Source organism: Paenibacillus sp. GD4 (genome assembly GCF_030846225.1).
GTDB lineage: Bacteria > Bacillota > Bacilli > Paenibacillales > NBRC-103111 > Paenibacillus_G > Paenibacillus_G silviterrae.
Genome location: NZ_JAVCYK010000001.1, coordinates 2,305,312 through 2,325,438, shown reverse-complemented (window position 1 = coordinate 2,325,438; position 20,127 = coordinate 2,305,312). Strand labels below are relative to the sequence as shown.

At 50.4% G+C, this 20,127-nt stretch carries 19 protein-coding genes, 2 rRNA genes, 1 pseudogene and 1 riboswitch; of the genes and pseudogenes, 20 read left to right on the top strand and 2 right to left on the bottom strand.

Going from position 1 to position 20,127, the window contains the following annotated elements:
* Positions 1 to 226 precede the first annotated feature (226 nt).
* Together RAC89_RS10945 and rrf are read left to right on the top strand one after the other, a co-directional pair.
* A 23S ribosomal RNA gene (locus RAC89_RS10945) occupies positions 227 to 3,137 on the top strand.
* 96 nt (positions 3,138 to 3,233) lie between these two features.
* A 5S ribosomal RNA gene (rrf, locus tag RAC89_RS10940) occupies positions 3,234 to 3,350 on the top strand.
* 286 nt (positions 3,351 to 3,636) lie between these two features.
* Here rrf and RAC89_RS10935 read toward each other — a convergent pair.
* Positions 3,637 to 4,155: a hypothetical protein gene (locus RAC89_RS10935; protein ID WP_306613461.1), complete on the bottom strand. Its 519-nt coding sequence runs from the start codon at positions 4,153 to 4,155 to the stop codon at positions 3,637 to 3,639.
* Positions 4,156 to 4,339: 184 nt separating this feature from the next.
* Between RAC89_RS10935 and RAC89_RS10930 the strand changes: the two genes are divergently transcribed.
* The 10 genes from RAC89_RS10930 to rsmI all read left to right on the top strand — a co-directional run bounded on the left by RAC89_RS10930 (position 4,340) and on the right by rsmI (position 11,756).
* A complete protein-coding gene (locus RAC89_RS10930; protein WP_284642822.1) occupies positions 4,340 to 4,537 on the top strand; it encodes a sigma factor G inhibitor Gin in 198 nt (65 codons plus the stop codon).
* A 98-nt stretch (positions 4,538 to 4,635) separates the two neighbouring features.
* Positions 4,636 to 6,123 carry an aminotransferase class I/II-fold pyridoxal phosphate-dependent enzyme gene (locus tag RAC89_RS10925; RefSeq protein WP_306613460.1) on the top strand — a complete coding sequence of 496 codons (1,488 nt, stop codon included), beginning with the start codon at positions 4,636 to 4,638 and terminating at the stop codon, positions 6,121 to 6,123.
* Between the two features lie 37 nt (positions 6,124 to 6,160).
* Positions 6,161 to 6,799: a dTMP kinase gene (tmk, locus tag RAC89_RS10920; RefSeq protein ID WP_306613458.1), complete on the top strand. Its 639-nt coding sequence runs from the start codon at positions 6,161 to 6,163 to the stop codon at positions 6,797 to 6,799.
* Between the two features lie 183 nt (positions 6,800 to 6,982).
* Positions 6,983 to 7,312, top strand: coding sequence for a cyclic-di-AMP receptor (locus RAC89_RS10915; RefSeq protein ID WP_306613456.1), 330 nt, complete (start codon positions 6,983 to 6,985; stop codon positions 7,310 to 7,312).
* 24 nt (positions 7,313 to 7,336) lie between these two features.
* Positions 7,337 to 7,783: a YaaR family protein gene (locus RAC89_RS10910; RefSeq protein ID WP_306613454.1), complete on the top strand. Its 447-nt coding sequence runs from the start codon at positions 7,337 to 7,339 to the stop codon at positions 7,781 to 7,783.
* Positions 7,784 to 7,828: 45 nt separating this feature from the next.
* Positions 7,829 to 8,806, top strand: a complete 978-nt coding sequence (gene holB, locus RAC89_RS10905) for a DNA polymerase III subunit delta' (protein WP_306613452.1) — start codon at positions 7,829 to 7,831, stop codon at positions 8,804 to 8,806.
* Between the two features lie 2 nt (positions 8,807 to 8,808).
* Positions 8,809 to 9,612, top strand: coding sequence for a PSP1 domain-containing protein (locus RAC89_RS10900; RefSeq protein WP_284642816.1), 804 nt, complete (start codon positions 8,809 to 8,811; stop codon positions 9,610 to 9,612).
* A gap of 31 nt (positions 9,613 to 9,643) precedes the next feature.
* Positions 9,644 to 10,003: a DNA replication initiation control protein YabA gene (gene yabA / locus RAC89_RS10895; protein ID WP_284642815.1), complete on the top strand. Its 360-nt coding sequence runs from the start codon at positions 9,644 to 9,646 to the stop codon at positions 10,001 to 10,003.
* A 60-nt stretch (positions 10,004 to 10,063) separates the two neighbouring features.
* Positions 10,064 to 10,855, top strand: coding sequence for a tRNA1(Val) (adenine(37)-N6)-methyltransferase (locus tag RAC89_RS10890; protein WP_306613450.1), 792 nt, complete (start codon positions 10,064 to 10,066; stop codon positions 10,853 to 10,855).
* 16 nt (positions 10,856 to 10,871) lie between these two features.
* The gene (gene rsmI, locus RAC89_RS10885) at positions 10,872 to 11,756 is read left to right on the top strand and encodes a 16S rRNA (cytidine(1402)-2'-O)-methyltransferase (protein WP_306613448.1); all 885 of its coding nucleotides are present in this window, start codon (positions 10,872 to 10,874) and stop codon (positions 11,754 to 11,756) included.
* A gap of 165 nt (positions 11,757 to 11,921) precedes the next feature.
* Here the strand turns inward: rsmI and RAC89_RS10880 are convergent, their stop codons facing one another.
* Complete coding sequence (locus RAC89_RS10880; RefSeq protein WP_284642812.1) at positions 11,922 to 12,176, bottom strand: AbrB/MazE/SpoVT family DNA-binding domain-containing protein; 255 nt, start codon at positions 12,174 to 12,176, stop codon at positions 11,922 to 11,924.
* Positions 12,177 to 12,550: 374 nt separating this feature from the next.
* Between RAC89_RS10880 and RAC89_RS10875 the strand changes: the two genes are divergently transcribed.
* The 8 genes and pseudogenes from RAC89_RS10875 to RAC89_RS10840 all read left to right on the top strand — a co-directional run.
* The gene (locus RAC89_RS10875; protein WP_306613446.1) at positions 12,551 to 13,846 is read left to right on the top strand and encodes an HD domain-containing protein; all 1,296 of its coding nucleotides are present in this window, start codon (positions 12,551 to 12,553) and stop codon (positions 13,844 to 13,846) included.
* Between the two features lie 110 nt (positions 13,847 to 13,956).
* Positions 13,957 to 14,724 carry a TatD family hydrolase gene (locus RAC89_RS10870; protein ID WP_306613444.1) on the top strand — a complete coding sequence of 256 codons (768 nt, stop codon included), beginning with the start codon at positions 13,957 to 13,959 and terminating at the stop codon, positions 14,722 to 14,724.
* A 222-nt stretch (positions 14,725 to 14,946) separates the two neighbouring features.
* Positions 14,947 to 15,132: riboswitch (cyclic di-AMP (ydaO/yuaA leader) on the top strand.
* A gap of 272 nt (positions 15,133 to 15,404) precedes the next feature.
* Complete coding sequence (locus RAC89_RS10865) at positions 15,405 to 16,544, top strand: resuscitation-promoting factor (RefSeq protein WP_306613442.1); 1,140 nt, start codon at positions 15,405 to 15,407, stop codon at positions 16,542 to 16,544.
* A gap of 200 nt (positions 16,545 to 16,744) precedes the next feature.
* Complete coding sequence (rnmV, locus tag RAC89_RS10860; protein ID WP_306616085.1) at positions 16,745 to 17,302, top strand: ribonuclease M5; 558 nt, start codon at positions 16,745 to 16,747, stop codon at positions 17,300 to 17,302.
* A gap of 56 nt (positions 17,303 to 17,358) precedes the next feature.
* Positions 17,359 to 18,195 (top strand): 16S rRNA (adenine(1518)-N(6)/adenine(1519)-N(6))-dimethyltransferase RsmA, encoded by an 837-nt coding sequence (gene rsmA, locus RAC89_RS10855; protein ID WP_284644969.1) that lies wholly within the window; start codon positions 17,359 to 17,361, stop codon positions 18,193 to 18,195.
* 81 nt (positions 18,196 to 18,276) lie between these two features.
* Entirely contained in the window at positions 18,277 to 19,122 is an 846-nt protein-coding gene (gene yabG, locus RAC89_RS10850) for a sporulation peptidase YabG (RefSeq protein ID WP_284642808.1), read from the top strand.
* 196 nt (positions 19,123 to 19,318) lie between these two features.
* A complete protein-coding gene (gene veg / locus RAC89_RS10845) occupies positions 19,319 to 19,591 on the top strand; it encodes a biofilm formation stimulator Veg (RefSeq protein WP_284642807.1) in 273 nt (90 codons plus the stop codon).
* Between the two features lie 271 nt (positions 19,592 to 19,862).
* Positions 19,863 to 20,042, top strand: a pseudogene (locus RAC89_RS10840) (small, acid-soluble spore protein, alpha/beta type); the annotation flags it as partial.
* Positions 20,043 to 20,127: the final 85 nt, after the last annotated feature.

Sequence of the window (20,127 nt, the reverse complement as noted above, 5' to 3'; positions counted from 1 at the left end):
AGTCCATGATGGCTGTAGGCCATCGGACATAATAGCTGACAACTGACATCGTTCCACGATGTAACAGTTGCAGCGAACTCACTCTCCTCGTTGTTCAGTTTTGAAAGGTGCAATGCCTTTCAGAACTCTTGTTCCTTGAAAACTGGATATCGAAACAAAGCAAAATGTCGAAACATCTATACGATGGTTTATCGAGCGAATGCGAGATGAACAATCTTTTAGCTGAGGTTAAGCTAATAAGAGCACACGGAGGATGCCTAGGCACCAGGAGCCGAAGAAGGACGTGGCGAACGACGAAATGCCTCGGGGAGCCGTAAGCAGGCTTTGATCCGGGGATGTCCGAATGGGGGAACCCGCGTGAGGTAATACTCACGTACCACACAGTGAATACATAGCTGTGTAGGAGGCAGACGAGGGGAACTGAAACATCTAAGTACCCTCAGGAAAAGAAAACAAAAGTGATTCCGTCAGTAGCGGCGAGCGAAAGCGGAACAGCCCAAACCAAGGGGCTTGCCCCTTGGGGTTGTAGGACGTCAATGTGAGTGCAGGTTGGTAGGCGAACAGGTCTGGAAAGGCCGGCCAAAGTGGGTAACAGCCCCGTAACCGAAAGCAACCGAGACTCTAGACGGATCCTGAGTACGGCGGGACACGTGAAACCCCGTCGGAATCCGGCAGGACCATCTGCCAAGGCTAAATACTCCCTGGTGACCGATAGTGAAGCAGTACCGTGAGGGAAAGGTGAAAAGAACCGCGGGAGCGGAGTGAAAAAGAACCTGAAACCGTGTGCTTACAAGAAGTCAGAGCTCGTTAATGAGTGATGGCGTGCCTTTTGTAGAATGAACCGGCGAGTTACGTTTACGCGCAAGGTTAAGGTGAGAAGCCGGAGCCGCAGCGAAAGCGAGTCTGAATAGGGCGAATAAGTACGTAGACGTAGACCCGAAACCGTGTGATCTACCCCTGTCCAGGGTGAAGGTGCGGTAACACGCACTGGAGGCCCGAACCCACGAATGTTGAAAAATTCGGGGATGAGGTGGGGGTAGCGGAGAAATTCCAATCGAACTCGGAGATAGCTGGTTCTCCCCGAAATAGCTTTAGGGCTAGCCTCGGGTGATGAGTCGCGGAGGTAAAGCACTGATTGGGTGCGGGGCCCGCCAAGGGTTACCAAGTCCAGTCAAACTCTGAATGCCGCAGACTTTAACCCGGGAGTCAGACAGTGAGTGCTAAGATCCATTGTCAAGAGGGAAACAGCCCAGATCATCAGCTAAGGTCCCCAAGTGTGTGTTAAGTGGGAAAGGATGTGGAGTTGCAAAGACAACCAGGATGTTGGCTTAGAAGCAGCCACCATTGAAAGAGTGCGTAATAGCTCACTGGTCGAGTGACTCTGCGCCGAAAATGTAACGGGGCTAAACACACCACCGAAGCTATGAGTCCAATTATGGGCAGTAGGGGAGCGTTGTAACAGCGGTGAAGGTTGATCGTGAGGACAGCTGGAGCGGTTACAAGTGAGAATGCCGGTATGAGTAACGAAAAGACAAGTGAGAATCTTGTCCGCCGTAAGCCTAAGGGTTCCTGAGGAAGGTTCGTCCGCTCAGGGTAAGTCGGGACCTAAGGCGAGGCCGAAAGGCGTAGTCGAAGGACAACAGGTTGAAATTCCTGTACCACCGTGAACCGTTATGAGCAATGGGGTGACGCAGAAGGATAGTGACGCGGACTGATGGATGTCCGTCCAAGCAGCGAGGCTGGTTAGTAGGCAAATCCGCTAACCGAAAGGCTGGGCTGTGATGGGGAGCGAAATTACAGTAGCGAAGGTCATGAGTTCAAGCTGCCAAGAAAAGCCTCTAGCCAGGGAGAAGGTGCCCGTACCGCAAACCGACACAGGTAGGCGAGCAGAGCATGCTAAGGCGCTCGGAAGAACTCTCGTTAAGGAACTCGGCAAAATGACCCCGTAACTTCGGGAGAAGGGGTGCCTCGGTAGGGTGAATAGCCCGAGGGGGCCGCAGTGAAAAGGCCCAAGCGACTGTTTAGCAAAAACACAGGTCTGTGCGAAGCCGCAAGGCGAAGTATACGGGCTGACGCCTGCCCGGTGCTGGAAGGTTAAGGGGAGCGGTTAGGAGCAATCCGAAGCTGTGAACCGAAGCCCCAGTAAACGGCGGCCGTAACTATAACGGTCCTAAGGTAGCGAAATTCCTTGTCAGGTAAATTCTGACCCGCACGAATGGCGTAACGACTTGGGCGCTGTCTCGACGAGAGATCCGGTGAAATTTTAATACCTGTGAAGATGCAGGTTACCCGCGACAAGACGGAAAGACCCCATGGAGCTTTACTGCAGCTTGATATTGGACTTTGGTACGATCTGTACAGGATAGGTGGGAGCCTAGGAAGCCGGAGCGCCAGCTTCGGTGGAGGCGCCGTTGGGATACCACCCTGATCGTATCGGAGTTCTAACCTGGCACCCTGATCGGGTGCGGGGACAGTGTCAGGTAGGCAGTTTGACTGGGGCGGTCGCCTCCTAAAGAGTAACGGAGGCGCCCCAAGGTTCCCTCAGAATGGTTGGAAATCATTCGAAGAGTGCAAAGGCATAAGGGAGCTTGACTGCGAGACATACAGGTCGAGCAGGGACGAAAGTCGGGCTTAGTGATCCGGTGGTACCGAATGGAAGGGCCATCGCTCAACGGATAAAAGCTACCCTGGGGATAACAGGCTTATCTCCCCCAAGAGTCCACATCGACGGGGAGGTTTGGCACCTCGATGTCGGCTCATCGCATCCTGGGGCTGAAGTAGGTCCCAAGGGTTGGGCTGTTCGCCCATTAAAGCGGTACGCGAGCTGGGTTCAGAACGTCGTGAGACAGTTCGGTCCCTATCTGTCGCGGGCGTAGGAAATTTGAGAGGAGCTGTCCTTAGTACGAGAGGACCGGGATGGACGTACCGCTGGTGTACCAGTTGTCTCGCCAGAGGCACGGCTGGATAGCCAAGTACGGAAGGGATAAGCGCTGAAAGCATCTAAGCGTGAAGCCCCCCTCAAGATGAGATTTCCCAGTATGTAAGACCCCTTGTAGACGACGAGGTGGATAGGTTCGGGGTGGAAGCGCGGCAACGTGTGGAGCTGACGAATACTAATCGGTCGAGGGCTTATCCAAATAAGCTATATGACATTTGCTGAAGTTTCGAATCCAGTTTTCAAGGCGCAAGTCGCTTTGACAACAACCTAGATGTTTCTTGGCAGAAGCATCACGTTTGGTGATGATGGCGGAAGGGAACCACGCGTACCCATACCGAACACGACCGTTAAGCCTTCCAGCGTCGATGGTACTTGGACCGAAGGGTCCTGGGAGAGTAGAACGTCGCCAAGCAATGAAAGAGCCTCTTGGGATCTCATCCAAGAGGTTCTTTTCGTATATCGAATTGTTATTTGTGCGAATGTACAACAATCGACATCAGTTCTCTTCGTTTTTTACGGATATTTATGCGAAAATGCAACTTTTCTTGACCGGAACGCCACGCTAGGATGTATATCGCAGTTGAATTTTGCACAATAGCAGAAATTTCACCTCCCATGAGGTTTATCCTATACGATTTATGTCATTACGCAGAAAAAATTTATATCTACCGACCACCCCTAAGATAGAAAAAAACGCCCTACTGAGCGTAGCAGGACGTGTCGGCTTCGTTGATTTTTACATAACCGGTGTGAAGGTGCTTGTGAAGCTTGAGAAGGATGACAAATCGCGGGAAAATCAACCAAAGATGAATGAAAACGAGATGCCCAAGCGCATTTAGTGATAGCCAGGGAAACAGGCATCCGACGATGACCAAGGTAATGAATAAGAGCTGCATGTGCACCTTCAACAGCTTCTCCAGCGAAATGTAGCCGTTAGGGCGATACCCGAACCAGGGCAATTCAAACGCCCATCCCCAACCCTTCGGGGATTTGCCGTCCATCGTACGAAGGGAGAAATAAGTAATCGTCAGATGCAGTACAGGGACGGTGAGCCCCGCAGATGCAAACGGCCATGGATTCCATTGAATGATATCCCATGCCAGCAAAATGAGAAGCAACGCCCAGTACGAGTAGAGCACAGCAGGTTTATGATGAATACGCTGCAATAAGCGGTAATGATAGATAGTGGATTCCTTCGATAGATGACGATCGTTCACTTAGTACCAGCCTGCCTTGTCGTTAGTTCTGTTATTCTTATCAATATATCGGTCTTCTTGTACCAAATTATAAGAACGAGGAACCCATTTTCCCCCACTTTCATAAAAATATATCATCAGGCTCAGGTTTAGATTTAAGAGAATCCGGCGATACTGATAGATAAAAAGAATAGAGGTGACAGCAATGGGTGACGCATTACAGCAAGAAATAACAAACTCTTGCATCATTTGCGGGCATAGCAAAGAAAACGGCATTATGATCATATCAACCTTCATCTGCGAGGATTGCGAGACCGAAATGGTAAGAACGGACGTGCGAGATGCGAAGTATCCGTTCTTCATCCATCAAATGAAGCAAATTTTATATAAAAAGAACGCCTAATTCAGCGTAAAATAGAGACTCCCGATTAACCGAAGGTTGGTGGGGGTCTCTTTGTTTTGTTACAATACCAGCATACCTATAAGTAAAGGAGCATTAGCATGAGCACAGGAAAAGCTCCCTTATATGAGCAGCTGCTTAAACATCGAACGGCGCGTCCGCACAGCTTTCATGTCCCGGGACATAAGCTTGGAAAAGGGATACATCCGATTGCAGAGGAAGTATTTCAGTCGCTTCTCGAAATCGACATGACGGAAATTCCGGGTTTGGATGATTTGCATCATCCGGAAGAAGCTATCAAGGAAGCACAGGAGCTGGCCGCCGCAGTCTTCGGATCCGAACATACCCATTTCCTTGTCGGCGGTAGCACAGTCGGCAATCTTGCTATGATTATGGCGACATGCCAAGCAGGAGATCTTCTTCTTGTTCAGAGAAATGCACACAAATCCGTGATACACGGCTTGATGCTTTCCGGTGCACGGGCTGTGTTCATTACACCGAAGGTGGATCCCGATAGCGGCCTTCCTGTAGGCCTAACCTCAGAACAGGCGGCAGAGGCACTTGAGCGGTATCCGGAGGCCAAGGGCCTTTTGGTCACAAACCCAAGCTATTACGGGTTGGGAACATCCCTGCAGCCATTAGCAGAGCTGCTTCATAAGCAGGACAAGGTCCTGCTGGTGGATGAAGCCCATGGCGCTCATTACGGCTTACATCCTGCGCTGCCGCTTTCTGCAATGGGCTCGGGTGCGGACGGAGCGGTGCAATCCACCCATAAGATGCTGACCTCCATGACGATGGGGGCGATGTTACATTTGCAAGGAGATCGGCTGGATCGTAAGGAAGTGGCACGCTACTTAGGTATCCTGCAGAGCTCAAGTCCATCCTATCCCATTATGGCCAGCCTCGATGTATGCCGCATGCAAATGCATGAGCACGGAAGGGAACTTCTGGAGCAGGGGATCCGGCAGATTACTTATCTTAATGAGTGCCTAAGGGGCACAAAGCGTATACAAGCCTATCGGCCCAAATATCTGCCCAACCAGACACAGGATCCGTTTAAAATCTTACTCTATGATGCTGAAGGCCGCTGGACAGGCTTCGAGTTGAAGGAAAGGCTGGAGCAGCTGGGCTGCTACCCTGAAATGGCCGATCCGCGCTATGTCCTGATGGTGTGTACCTTAGCGACTACGAAGGAGGATATGGATGCGCTGCTAACCGCAATAAGACGCATCGAAGAGATAGCCGACACGGCTTCCCAACCACCGGAACCGATCATAAGCAATCTTTTGCAAATGCCATCGCTATCAGAGCCGGTGTTTTTTCATAGAAATATTCGTACACAACAAGACATCACCTACACGCGAATTGTCGAAGCAAAGGGGCGGGTGGCTGCAGAGATGATTATTCCCTACCCGCCGGGAATTCCCCTACTTTATCCCGGGGAGATTATATCAGAACAAGTGATCGCATACCTGGAGCGATTGGCCCGAATGGGCTCCAGATTTCACGGTCATGATGTGGCTGCAACAGGCACGATACCAACCTATACAAGCGCTCAAGTTACCGGAATTGCCGGTGATGTGGTATAGTTAAAGGAATATCATCGAAATAGAGGAGCTGCAAGAAGTGAAACCGGGTTACTTTATAACAATTGAGGGCGGCGAAGGCGCTGGCAAAACGTCGGCCATACGGAAGATCGGCGAGCTTCTGAAGGAAAAGGGCTATGAGGTCATTACTACAAGAGAGCCCGGCGGCATCCCGATTGCCGAGAAGATCCGTGGCGTCGTCCTAGATCCCGTGCATACCTCTATGGATGGCAGAACAGAGGCATTACTCTACGCGGCTGCCCGAAGGCAGCATTTAGTCGAGAAGGTCATTCCTGCTCTGCAAGCTGGAAAGGCCGTCCTATGCGATCGTTTCGTAGACAGCAGCCTGGCTTACCAAGGCCATGCCCGGGGGCTAGGGATCCCTGAGGTGCTTCGCATCAATGAGTTCGCGATCGAAGGCTGGATGCCGGACTTGACCATCCTGATGGATGTATCGCCGGAGGTGGGTCTAGCCAGGATAGACGTTGACCGGGGACGCGAAGTGAATCGGCTCGATATGGAGACGCATGATTTTCACCGGCGGGTCCGGGAGGGCTATTACCGGGTGAAGGACATGTTCCCTGAGCGAATTCGAATAGTGAATGCGGATTTGCCGATGGAACAGGTTTTCGAAAGCTTGGCGATCCTGGTGAACCAAAACCTCCCTTCTAGAGTATAATGAAATAAAGCATCCTATCTTGCATTTTCCATATACATTAATGAAGGAATTTTCAGTAGGCTTGTCTAATTATTACTATAGGGAGTTAGCAACCTTTCATCCCAGACCTCACATATGTTGTAAACGTTTGCTGGCCCGACAGGTAGGATGGATTACTTCCCATATGTAAGGAGGCAGGTTATTATGAAATTAGTCATCGCGGTGGTTCAAGATAAAGACAGCAACCGATTGTCCAATGCACTGATTAAGGAAGGCTTTCGTGCGACGAAGCTGGCGAGTACGGGCGGCTTTCTTCGAGCAGGGAACACGACTTTCATGATCGGTACCGAGAATGAGCGGGTGAACGAGGTTCTCCAAGTCATCAAGGCGAATTGCAAAATCCGCGAGCAAATGGTTACACCGGTATCCCCTATGGGTGGCACGACCGATTCTTACATTCCTTTCCCTGTGGAGGTACAGGTCGGCGGCGCAGCGGTGTTCGTGATGCCGGTAGAGCGGTTCGAGCACTTCTAAGTTTGAATTCAGGAGCGAAGACGCATGAAGATTAATCCGGGTTGGCGGCCGCTCGGCAAGGAACTGATCCGCAGTGACAATACGCATGCCCAGCAGACACAGCAAAAATCGTTCTCGGATATGATGAACCATCACCATGAACGGGCAAGCATGGAACAGCTGAAGCAGATCCTGCAGCAGATTGACAACCAAGGCCAGCGGCTGGCCAAGTCGATGACGGTGCGTGAGCTTCGCCAGTACAAGCTGCTGGTAAAGCAGTTTCTGGAGGAGACGGCCAGACGCGGCGTTCAGCTTCGCGATACGCGCGGCTGGGACCGCCGCGGCCGTTCCAAGCGGTACAAGCTGCTGGAGGAGATTGATCAGGAACTGCTGACCTTGGCGGATGAGATGCTGCTGAGTGAGCAGGGACGCATTGATTTATTGCATAAAATCGGTGAAATCCGGGGCATGTTAATTAATCTTGCCTTTTAACAAGAGCCGTCGGACAAGCCGGGTAAGGTAGGAGCAAGGAAAGCTATGTCTTTTAGGCAGGTAGAAGGTCAAGAGCGGGTCAAACGAATTTTGCAAAACAGCTTACGGGCGGACAAAGTGTCCCATGCTTATATATTTACGGGTCCGGCGGGCACAGGAAGGCAAGCGATGGCGCTGGCGTTCGCCCAAGCGATTTATTGCAAGGTGCTGCCTGATGACGCATGCGGGGAATGCCTCGATTGCAGAAAGGTCGAGCACGGAAACCATCCAGATCTTCACACGGTTATGCCGGACGGCGCCTCCATTAAGATCGATCAAATCCGCGAGCTGCAGAAGCAGTTCTCGTACCGTGCCAGCGCCTCCGGCGTGAAGATGTATATTATTCATGAGGCGGAGAAAATGACCGTACAGGCTGCCAATAGCCTGCTCAAGTTTCTGGAGGAGCCGACGTCGCAGATCGTTGCCATACTGATAACGGAGAATGGGAATGCTCTGCTGCCGACCATTCGTTCCAGAGCCCAATGGATATCATTCCTTCCCATGAGCCGGTCTCAAATGACACAGCAGCTGCTGGAGGAGGGCTTGCCGCCGGCATTGGTGAAGGTGGCCGTGCACATGGCTGCCGGACCTGCAGCTGCACGGGCACGGATTCAAACAAATGGGTTTGCAGAAGTCCGAAATCTAGTGATACAATTAACAAGAGAGAGTTTTTCTCGGCTTCCGACGGCGCTGCTCACCGCGCAGCAGAAGCTGACGAAGGGCGAGCTCGCGGAGGAGCTGCCTGCTTTCATGGACATGCTCATCTTATGGCTCAAGGATATGGTCCAGCTGCATCTGGGCAATCGGGAGGCGTTGGTTTACGCCGATCAAGCCGAATGGATGGCTCCGCAGGCTCTGACGTATCCCTTAGAGCATTGGATTGCGTGTCTGGAGCAGACCATCGACACGCAGAAGAAGCTGCGATTTCATGCTAATCCCCAGCTCATGCTGGAAACGATATTAATGCAGCTTAAGGGGGTGTAACGTTGTTTTCCGTTGTGGGGGTTCGATTCAAAAAGGCGGGTAAAATTTATTACTTCGATCCCAGCGACTTTCCTGTAGAGCAGGACAGCAGCGTCATTGTAGAGACAGCAAGGGGCATCGAATACGGGAAGGTCGTCATCGGACGCCGGACCGTTGGAGAAGCCGATGTCGTGCTTCCGCTCAAGAAGGTCATCCGGATTGCGGATACGCAAGACGCTCAGCTGGTAGAAGATAATAAGGCGGCGGCCAAGAACGCGTTTACCATATGCCAGGACAAGATTAAGGACCATCAGCTTCGGATGAAGCTGGTGGACGTTGAATATACATTTGACCGGAACAAAATTATTTTCTACTTCACCGCAGAAGGCCGCGTTGATTTTCGTGAGCTGGTGAAGGATTTGGCCAGTATTTTCCGAACACGGATTGAGCTCAGGCAAATCGGCGTACGCGATGAAGCGAAGATGCTGGGAGGAATCGGCCCATGCGGCCGCATTCTGTGCTGCTCCTCGTTTCTGGGGGACTTTGAGCCGGTATCCATCAAGATGGCCAAGGACCAGAACCTGTCGCTGAATCCGACGAAAATTTCCGGTTTGTGCGGAAGATTAATGTGCTGCCTGAAATATGAGCATGATAATTATGAAAGCGCGAAGGATGAGCTTCCACGAGTGGGCAGTGAGGTCGTTACCTCCTACGGGAACGGACGCTTGATTTCCTTGAATGTAAGCGAGCGCTTGGCCAAAGTACAAATTTTCGAATTGAAAAAGGTAATGGATCTTCCATTGGATGATGTAGTGGAACAGCACTAATGTTCTGTTGCTGCGGCCCTGAGGTGAAAGCGTGGATAAAAGAGACATTTTCGTGCAAATCGAGCAGATGGAAGAGCAAGTCGGTGCCTTTTATACCGAGCTTGGTCAAATGAAGAAGCAAATCATCGAGCTGTTGGAAGAAAACAAACGGCTTAGTATAGAAAACGGACAGCTGCGCAAGCTGTTAAAAAAGGATGCCGATCCCGTTCCTTCTCCGGATGAGGAGGAGGCGCAGGATCAATCCCCTTCGGTCAAAGAAGCGACAACCGGGGAAGGCTTGGACAATCTGGCCCGCATTTATCAAGAGGGCTTTCATATTTGTAATGTCTACTACGGACATTTGAGAACGGAAGGCGATTGCCTGTTCTGCTTATCATTTTTAAATAAATAAAGACCAGCCGTAGAGAGCTTCTCGCTCCTACGGCTTTTTTGGAGAAAGAGGAGTCGTGTGTTGGAGAACGGGAAGATCACCTTGCAGCCTACGGAACGGATCGATGATTTACTTACGCATGATTTACGAATCATTCAGAGCGATGAGGTGTTCAGCTTCTCACTGGATGCCGTATTGCTGGCCAGGTTTTGTTATGTACCCCCTAGGGGAAAAATTGTCGATCTCTGTTCAGGCAATGGAGTCATTCCGCTGCTGCTGACGACGAGAACGAAAGCTCATATTACCGGTGTCGAGATCCAAGATCGGCTTGCCGATATAGCACGGCGCAATATCCGGCTGAATGGGCTGGAGGATCGGATTCATATGATTCACGGCGATCTCCGGGATCCCGCGGCGGAGCTGGGCAACGGAGCCTTTGATGTGGTTACCGTCAATCCCCCCTATTTGCCGGTTCCGAACGGGGATCAGAATATGAACCCGCATTTTGCCGCGGCGCGGCATGAGGTGTATGCGACATTGGAGGATGTGGTACGGGCCAGCGCACGGCTGGTAAGAAGCGGAGGACGTGTAGCGATGGTTCATCGGCCGAGCCGGCTGGTGGAAATATTCTGCACGATGAGGCAGTACCGTCTAGAGCCGAAGCGAATCCGGTTTGTGCATCCGCGGGCCGATCTCGAGGCGAATATGGTGCTAATCGAAGCGCTGCGTGACGGCAAGCCGGAAGTTAGGATGCTGCCTCCGTTAATCGTATACAAGAATAAGACGGAATACAGTGATGAGCTGATGGAGGTTTATTACGGCCGGAGCGAATCGCTCGCCCACAGTGATATCGGGCAACATACCAGTACATAACCAAGGCGGGGAACCGATGAACATACAAAAAAGCTACGCGGAAGAAAAGGGTTACGGGAAGCTATACCTGGTAGCTACGCCGATCGGCAATCTGGAGGATATGACGTTTCGAGCTGTACGTACCCTCCGGGAAGTGGCGTGGATTGCCGCAGAAGATACGAGGCAAACCCGTAAGCTGCTGACCCATTTTGAAATCAACACCCGTTTGGTCAGCTACCATGAGCACAACAAACACGCAAGCGGGCCGGAGCTGATTCGTATTCTGCTCACCGGAGAATCCATTGCCTTAGTCAGCGATGCGGGCTTGCCGGCGATTTGCGATCCTGGCGCCGATCTGGCAAGAATGGCGATTGATGCAGGAATCGATGTCGTTCCCATTCCCGGGGCTAATGCCGCGCTTTCCGCATTAATCATGTCTGGTTTCTCGACCGAACGATTCCTGTTCCTTGGCTTCCTCCCGCGGGACAAGAAGCCGCTCGAGCAGGAGCTGACCCAGCTGCGCCGAGAAACCGGCACCATCCTCTGCTACGAATCGCCGCATCGGGTGGTAAAGACACTTACAGCGATTGCAGCTGTGCTGGGAGCGGATCGGGACATTAGCTTGATACGAGAGCTGACAAAGCGGTACGAAGAAGCGGTAAGGGGGACCGTGACCGAATGTTTGGAGCATTTGGAGGCGAACCCGCCGCAGGGCGAGTATGTTCTTGTCATTCGAGGCACCGACCCGGAAGCAGCAGCAGCGGAGGCCCCTGCGGACTGGTGGTCTTCGCTCTCACCCGAGGAGCATGTGTTACATTATGAGAGGGAAGGGCTTGACCCTAAGGAGGCTCTGAAGCGTGCAGCTCAAGATCGGGGTGTTCCCAAACGTGAGCTGTACCAGCTGCTTCGGGTGAAGGAGTAAAAAGAACTGCGCAGACTAAGGCTGCCTGAGCTCCAGGAGCCTGGTCTGTGAAAAAAAAGAATCCCTAATTCGTTGATACGAACTAGGGACATAGAGGAGATATGAAAAAGGTTAGAATTACCATTAGTTAAGTTACTGCCTATATCTTATTATAACCTATTTTTTTTATTTTGTCACAGGTATTGGCATTTCCGTTAAACATTCATTGCATACAATTTTTCCCTTAAAGTAAGAAACGTTCTCGGCATTGCCGCAGAAGATGCAAGCAGGCTCATATTTTTTCAGCATAATGCGCTCGCCGTCCACGTAAATTTCCAAAGCATCCTTCTCACCAATACCCAACGTGCGGCGCAGTTCGATCGGGATAACAACGCGACCCAGCTCATCAACTTTACGCACGATACCTGTAGATTTCATCATAATAAAAATTCCCCTCTCCCGGAAGTGAAAATTGAGAAATTAATCGTCATCTTTCGACATAATTCTTAATTCCTATGATACCAACCATTCCCAAAATAGTCAACCTCAAATTACTAGTTTTCTATGTTAATTATTGGAGGCGAATGTAGGTAATTCAATTCTTTTGTGATACGATAAGAAAAAATGCTTAAAAACCGGTGTTTTTTCGCATAGAATGATGGATTGGCCTTAAAAGCAACTCGAAAAAATTAGAATAAAATACCAAAAAGCATATAAATCAATGGAAGTCTGCAATGACATGTTTCGACATATGTCTCGACATTGCTCAACATTTATGTCGAAATAAAAGACGAAAAGAAAAAAGGAGATGTCCCATGGCGAGCCCGAGTCCCTTAAAGGAAGAAAAGGTTTTTAAAGACCCGGTACATAAATACATATACGTTCAGGATGAAACCGTGTGGGATCTCATCAACACCAAAGAATTTCAAAGATTACGCCGGATCCGGCAGCTGGGCACCTGCTTTCTGACGTTTCATGGAGCGGAGCACAGCCGTTTCTCCCATTCCCTCGGCGTGTACGAGATCACAAGAAAAATCATCAGTCAGTTTGAACGGAACCGATACGAGGATTGGCCCAAGGAAGAACGCTTGCTCTGCCTATGCGCTGCTTTGCTGCATGATGTCGGTCACGGCCCGTTCTCCCACTCCATAGAAAAAACATTCGGAACGAATCACGAAAATTGGTCCTGCCGCATTGTCCTTGAAGAGGATACGGAGGTGAACCAGGTTCTCAGACGGGTCGCGCCTGACTTTCCCGAGAGGGTTGCCGGCGTGATCGCCAAAACCTATCATAAAGAAATTGTGGTTAGTCTCGTATCAAGTCAGCTGGATGCGGACCGAATGGATTATTTGCTTAGGGATGCGTATTTTACCGGAGTGAATTACGGCACCTTCGACCTGGAAAGAATTCTTCGTGTCATGCGGCCTTACCGCGGGCATATGGTGGTGAAGGAAAGCGGAATGCATGCGGTGGAGGACTATCTGATGTCCCGTTACCAAATGTACTGGCAGGTTTATTTTCACCCGGTTACCCGCAGTGCTGAGGTGGTTCTTCACAAAGTTTTCCAAAGGGCCAAACAGCTCTACGAAGAGGGATATCGCTTCCGATTCATGGTTTCCCCGCTGCTACGGCTGTTCCGTCAAGAGCTGACGGTGGCTGATTACCACATGCTGGATGAAGCGCTGATGCAAGCGGTTCTCATGCAATGGACGTTTGAAGAGGACGGCATCCTTGCGGATCTTTCCTCACGGTTCCTGAGCCGCAACCTGTTCAAGTATGTGACGTTGGAACGCATGGATGCTTCATTAGTAGAGGCATTGCGGACACAGATGCAGCAGCTTGGCGTGGATCCTGCCTATTACCTTGAGATTGACTTCCCATCCGACCAATCCTATGATATTTATCGGCCGGGTGAGCAGGACGAAAAGCTTCCGATTCTTCTCTTGGACGAGAATGACAACCTGACGGAAATTTCCAGAAAATCCGAAATTGTTCGCTCCATCAGCGGAATCCAGATGGGGAAATACCATCTTTATTACCCGCAGGAGCTATTGCTGAATCACAGCCAGGCTCTGCAGCCCTCATTGAGGAAGCTCTTTGATTTGGAGTAATATCCATTATATAGAAAATACAAAAACAAGAACACAATGTGGCTGAACAGCCCCATGGGGAACGCCGGACTGGAATACACCTATATTGTAGAAACGTGAAGGAGAACTTTATGCTTACAGACACACATGCTCACTTGAACGCACCACAGTTCGATGAGGATCGACAAGAGGTGATCGGCCGCGCATTAGCAAATGGCGTCACCCGTATAATCAATATCGGCTTTAACCGTGAGACGATTCCGACTTCCCTTGCGTTGGCGGAGCAATATGACTTCATCTATACAGCGGTCGGCTGGCATCCGACGGATGCGGCGGACATGCAGCCAGGCGATCTTGAATGGATTGAGGAGCTTTGCCGGCACCCTAAGGTAGTAGCAATCGGTGAAATCGGACTGGATTACTATTGGGATAAGAGCACGAAGGATATTCAGCTTCGCATCTTTCGCGATCAAATAAGATTGGCACGCAAAGTGGGAAAGCCCATTGTGATCCATAACCGGGATGCGCATCAGGATGTCGTTCAGGTGCTTCGTGAGGAAAAAGCTGCGGAGGTAGGGGGCGTGATGCACTGTTATTCCGGCAGCTGGGAAATCGCCAAGGAGTGCCTGGATATGAATTTTTATATCTCGTTCGGAGGGCCGGTCACCTTCAAAAATGCCAAGCAGCCGAAGGAGGTGCTCGAGAAAGTTCCGCTCGAACGTCTGCTCATTGAGACGGATGCTCCTTACCTCACTCCGCACCCGTTTCGGGGCAAACGGAACGAATCGGCATATGTCCGGTACGTTGCCGAGGCCGCGGCGGAAATCAAGGGAATTAGTACGGAGGACCTAGGAAGGATAACATCCGACAATGCGTCCAAGCTTTTTAGACTAACCTAGATTAGGTGCACATTCGGCCACGCCCTTTTTTGTCGAAATAGGGATAAATGGAGCAAATTCGTGAAATCAAGAGATTTACGAAGAGGAAAGTATGTTTATTTGCAAAATACGGCTATAATAGCGAAAATCGGGTGAAATTAACCCTAATTTCACGAGTTTGTATACTTTACAACTCAGCCGTACCATCGTAAACTCAATATTAACTTAATACAAATTACCAAATTTCCAACATCGCTGAGTTTCCGTAAGGGAAACGGGGGAACCGCATCGCGTTATGCAGCAGCTAGTCCATATGACTGCAGACGCATTTTCAGGGGTGAATCTTAGAAGCCTCAGCAGCTTCTGAGTAGGGCAACTCTCATGTCCGAATCCGTCAGCTAACCTCGTAAGCGTTAAGAGAGAGGTAACAATTGTCGTGTGCTGCTTTTTCATTTTAGATTAAAATGAGAACAAGTCACGGGAAGGTTCCTCTTCTCTGGCTTGTTTTTTGTTGTCCACTTAGGGATATTCATCCCGGTCGATTCATACAAGTGAATCAAAGGAGGTGGGGACAAGGGCAAGTCTTAAGATCTGATGTTCAGATATAACGGTTGGACCTTGGTAATACCAAATAACCTTAGTCGCGTCAGATGAATCATGCAAAATAGTCGACGGCGGGGCTTTGAAGGAGGACCGAACAAGTGGGCGTTGTGACTCATGAACAAACCCATGTAAGACGATCATCCAGCATGACCTTCGCATTGCGATGGAAGCATGAAAACTTGCGTATGATTTCAGTTGCTGCGTTACTTTCATTCGCTATTGTCTTCATGTTCTTAATGATGTTGTACGGTACGGCCACTAAGCGCGTATCAATCGTTGTAGACGGTCAGGAGCAGACGTTCCAGACAAGGCATTCTGTTCTACAGCGCATACTGGATGAGCAAGGGATAGCCGTAAGCCAGAATGACAAGGTATCTCAGCCGCTGCAGGGTGCGGTCAAGTCGGGAGACCGTGTTGTCATCGAAAAGGCCATACCGGTTCAAGTTACGGCAGATGGAGAAACGAAGACGGTGTACACGGTCGCGAAGACAGTGGAAGCCGCGCTTGCCGAATCGAACATCGCCGTAGGGGAGCTCGATAAGGTGTCGCCGGGATTGGGAGAGCCATTATCGGGCGGTGCAGCCATCGAGATCGTTAGAGTGAAAAAAGAGACGGAAGAAATTACGGAATCGATTGCATTCGAGACCGTGAAGAAGAATGATCCCCAGCTGCTGAAGGGCAAAGAGCAAGTCGTACAGGAAGGTCAAGAGGGCGTTGTTCTGAAAACCAAGGAAAAAGTGTTTGAAGACGGTGTACTCGTAGCAGAGCAAATCGTCGATGAAAAGGTTCAGTCCGAGAGTATCAAGAAAATCGTAGCGGTAGGTACGAAAAACCCGGTGGTTGTGCTGTCGTCCGGCTCCCCCACTGTGGATCAGGTAACCAAAGCAGGCGTTACCTTCGGCTATAAGCAGGTAATCAATAACGTCACCGTAACAGCTTATACCGCCAGTGCCGTATCGACAGGGAAAAGTGCAGAGCACCCTCAATACGGAATAACTTCCTCAGGCACGAAAGTGACAGAAGGCCGAACCATTGCAGTGGATCCGAAGGTGGTTCCCATGGGCTGGTGGGTTTACATTGAAGGTATCGGATTCCGCCGTGCGGAGGATACCGGCAGCGCGATCAAGGGAAATATCATCGATCTTTACTTTGACAGCTTACAGAATGCCCAACGTTTTGGTACGAAACGAGGGTACACAATGTATATCATCGGACCGAAGAAGCCGACAGCAGATTAATTGTGATGGACGGGATCAAACCGCTTGCGTGTATGAGCTCAACAGCGAAAATGAGCGGATAGCCGCCCTGTATGCATTACGGCAGGGCAGGGCAGAATCATGATATAGATAATGTGGGAAAGAAGAGGCAATCGCTTGCGTCCGACAAGGCGCAGGTCCTCTTCTTTTTTCGCTTTTCATGAAAGAGGTTGAAGAAGCGCGTGATCAAGGAAATCATTGTGGTAGAGGGCAAGGATGACACGGTTGCCATCAAACGAGCCGTGGAAGCGGAGACGATCGAAACCGGGGGCTCCGCCATTAACCAAAGCGTCATCAAACGCATTAAGCTGGCCCAGCAAAGGCGCGGTGTGATTGTTTTCACGGATCCGGATCATGCCGGTGAGCGCATTCGCAAGATCATAGCCTCCCGAGTACCTGGCTGCAAGCATGCCTTCCTGACGCAGGAGGACGCAATGAGTAAAGGAGACATCGGTGTGGAGAATGCTTCGGTGGAAGCCATTCGCCGGGCTCTGGATAACGTTCGAACGGATTACGAGAGCAAGGCTACGGAAATTTCGTGGGAGGACCTTATGGACGCCGGGCTGATTGTTCACCCGCAAGCGGCGGACCGTCGCCTGAGGATGGGCAAGCTGTTAGGAATAGGCTACTGTAACGGTAAGCAGTTTTATAACCGGTGCCGGATGTTTCAAATCTCCCAAGAGGAGTTTCAGGCGGCGCTTGAGCAATTTTACAAAGAGACAGGAGAGCTGCAGCAGTGAGCAAAGAAGGACAAGCGGTCGAGGATATCGCTTCACCTAAACGAACGAAGGAATTAATGCAGAAATACGGCTTTACTTTAAAGAAAAGCCTGGGACAGAACTTTCTGATCGATCAGAATGTGCTGAATAAAATTGTATCCGCCGCAGAGCTTACAGCGGACAAAGGGGCGCTGGAAATCGGACCCGGAATCGGCGCGCTCACGCAGCAGCTGGCGAAGAGGGCCGGCAAGGTGGTTGCCGTAGAGATCGACCAGCGCCTCTTGCCGATGCTTGCCGAAACGCTGGAACCCTATCCCCATGCGGCTGTAGTGCATGGCGATGTGCTGAAGCTGGATTTGAAGCAGCTGTTTCAGGAGCGGTTTCAGGATGTGGGTCCCGTTAGTGTCGTGGCTAATTTGCCCTACTACGTTACAACTCCGATCATCATGAAGCTTTTGGAGGACAAGCTGCCCCTGGAGAACATCGTTGTTATGATCCAGAAAGAGGTTGCCGATCGAATGGCGGCAAAGCCCGGTGGCAAGGAGTATGGAAGCTTGAGTATTGCGGTCCAATATTATTGCGAACCCGAGATTGTTACCATTGTTCCGCATACTGTGTTTATTCCCCAACCGAATGTGGACTCGGCCGTGATCAAGCTCAAGGTAAGGAAGGAGCCGCCTGTACAGGTAGAAAATGAAGCCTTCTTCTTCGACGTGGTTCAGGCCAGCTTCGTGCAGCGTCGCAAAACGATATATAACAACTTAAGCTCGAAGTATTTTACCAAAGAAACAAAGGATCAGCTGACGGCCGTTCTGGAGGAAGCGGGCATTGAGCCCTCCCGGCGGGGAGAGACGCTTTCCATTGCGGAATATGCCCGTCTTAGCACCATTCTGGCTCGCGTTCTGTGCAGATAAGGCGTTAGAGGGTAACATGTCGTAACGCAATGCACCATTTGCCTAGATCCGCCATACGATACACGAGGAGGCGATGAAGCCATGAAGCAGGGAGACCTGGTCACTCGGAAATCGTATGGCGGCGACGTCATTTTTAAGATTCAGGACATCAAGATGCAGCAAGCGATTCTTCGCGGAGTGGAGCTGCGATTAATGGCGGATGCGCCGATCCTGGATCTTGAGCCTACAACGGCAGAATACACACAAAATCTATCAGGAATGCGGCCGCATTGGGCCGAATCCATGCGCAGGAACCAAGTGGTCCCCGCGATGACTCCAGGCATAACGGGGAAGGGCACATCCGGTTATTTTGAAATGCCGGGTAAGGTGCTGCATCTGGACGGAGACGCATCCTATTTACGCAAATGCATGGCGCTGTACGGTGAGCTGCGGGTACCCGTAGAAGGATACTATGTACCTGAAGCCAATATGGCGGAAGCACTGTACCGGCTGCTCCCACAGGTTCGTCCCGATATCGTCGTCATCACGGGACACGATGGCATTCTGAAGCATAGGAACGGGCAGGACATTTCTCAATTAAGCAGCTATAAAAATTCACATAATTTCGTTAATGCGGTTCGTGTTGCGCGGCAGTATGAGAAAAACCGCGATACCTTGGTTGTGGTTGCAGGGGCCTGCCAATCCCACTTTGAGGCTTTGCTGCAAGCAGGGGCCAATTTCGCGAGCTCTCCGGCACGCGTCTTGATACATGCACTGGACCCGCTATGTATTGCTGCTAAGCTGGCTTTTACACCGATTCAGGAAACCGTAAACCTGGTGGACGTGATTAGCTTGACGCATAGCGGACTTGAAGGGCTCGGAGGGTTGGAAACCAAGGGGAGCTACCGCAGAGGTGTGCCCAGAATTACGTATTCTAGTACAAAATAAGCGCCTTAGGGCGTTTTTTTTTTGTAAATATCGACAAATATGTGAACATGGCAAGCCGGAATTTGCCTAAAAACCCGCTGTTACAAGGATTTTTACCGTTGACAACAAGATTGTCATACTGCTATAATTATCGGTTTAAATTGACATACTATATCCATTGGGTTATAATCTTATAGGAAAGAGGTGGTAGTTGACAATGGCAAAAAATGCGCTATTGGAAATCAAACGTAGTTTGGAACCTCATGTCGGACAGAAGATTATGTTAAGAGCTAATGGTGGTCGTCGTAAGACGATCGAACGATCCGGTGTTTTGGAGGAAACCTACCCTTCCGTTTTTATTGTAAAGCTCGATGAAGAGCAGCACGCTTTCAAGCGAGTCTCTTACAGCTATGCAGACATTTTGACGGAGTCCGTTGAGGTCACGGTATGCAACGACAACGGACAAATGCGTATTACGATACAACAATAGCTATATATTTGTGCTATAGGCGACTATCCGGCCAGGGATAGTCGCTTTTTCGTTGTTGAGGTGAAGTGAAGTTTGAAGTCAATCGACCTGTACAGGTAATAACCTTTGGAAAAGGTTTGTACCACCCCGGGATGTATAAGTTATCCCAATGGCTTGGACTTTATACGCTATAATATGAGTTTTTGGGAAAAGATGAAAGCTGTGAAGGTGCATGGCTTATCGATGCTTGTACCATACTATGAATTAACTAGAACAAGGAGGATTGATCGATATGTCACGCAGAAATCGCCGCGGTGTAATGTCGGAAGATTTTAAATACGAGCTGGCCAAGGATTTGGGTTTTTATGATACGGTGAAGCAGGAAGGCTGGGGAGGCATCCGTACTAAGGATGCGGGGAACATGGTAAAGCGCGCATTGCAGATCGCGGAGCAATCGATGAAACAGGCGCAGCAGCCTGGTGCCCAGATGCAAGGACAGGCTCGGCCCGTTCAGCAGCCCGTCTCGAGCCAGGTGCAGCAGCCCGTTGTCATGACAC

Excerpts from the sequence above, each read along its gene's own strand:
- RAC89_RS10930 (WP_284642822.1), top strand. The coding sequence starts at position 4,340 with ATGGGTGACGCATTACAGCAAGAAATAACAAACTCTTGCATCATTTGC.
- RAC89_RS10925 (WP_306613460.1), top strand. The coding sequence starts at position 4,636 with ATGAGCACAGGAAAAGCTCCCTTATATGAGCAGCTGCTTAAACATCGA.
- RAC89_RS10915 (WP_306613456.1), top strand. The coding sequence starts at position 6,983 with ATGAAATTAGTCATCGCGGTGGTTCAAGATAAAGACAGCAACCGATTG.
- RAC89_RS10910 (WP_306613454.1), top strand. The coding sequence starts at position 7,337 with ATGAAGATTAATCCGGGTTGGCGGCCGCTCGGCAAGGAACTGATCCGC.
- holB (WP_306613452.1), top strand. The coding sequence starts at position 7,829 with ATGTCTTTTAGGCAGGTAGAAGGTCAAGAGCGGGTCAAACGAATTTTG.
- rsmI (WP_306613448.1), top strand. The coding sequence starts at position 10,872 with ATGAACATACAAAAAAGCTACGCGGAAGAAAAGGGTTACGGGAAGCTA.
- RAC89_RS10880 (WP_284642812.1), bottom strand. The coding sequence starts at position 12,176 with ATGATGAAATCTACAGGTATCGTGCGTAAAGTTGATGAGCTGGGTCGC.
- RAC89_RS10875 (WP_306613446.1), top strand. The coding sequence starts at position 12,551 with ATGGCGAGCCCGAGTCCCTTAAAGGAAGAAAAGGTTTTTAAAGACCCG.
- RAC89_RS10870 (WP_306613444.1), top strand. The coding sequence starts at position 13,957 with ATGCTTACAGACACACATGCTCACTTGAACGCACCACAGTTCGATGAG.
- rsmA (WP_284644969.1), top strand. The coding sequence starts at position 17,359 with ATGCAGAAATACGGCTTTACTTTAAAGAAAAGCCTGGGACAGAACTTT.
- yabG (WP_284642808.1), top strand. The coding sequence starts at position 18,277 with ATGAAGCAGGGAGACCTGGTCACTCGGAAATCGTATGGCGGCGACGTC.
- veg (WP_284642807.1), top strand. The coding sequence starts at position 19,319 with ATGGCAAAAAATGCGCTATTGGAAATCAAACGTAGTTTGGAACCTCAT.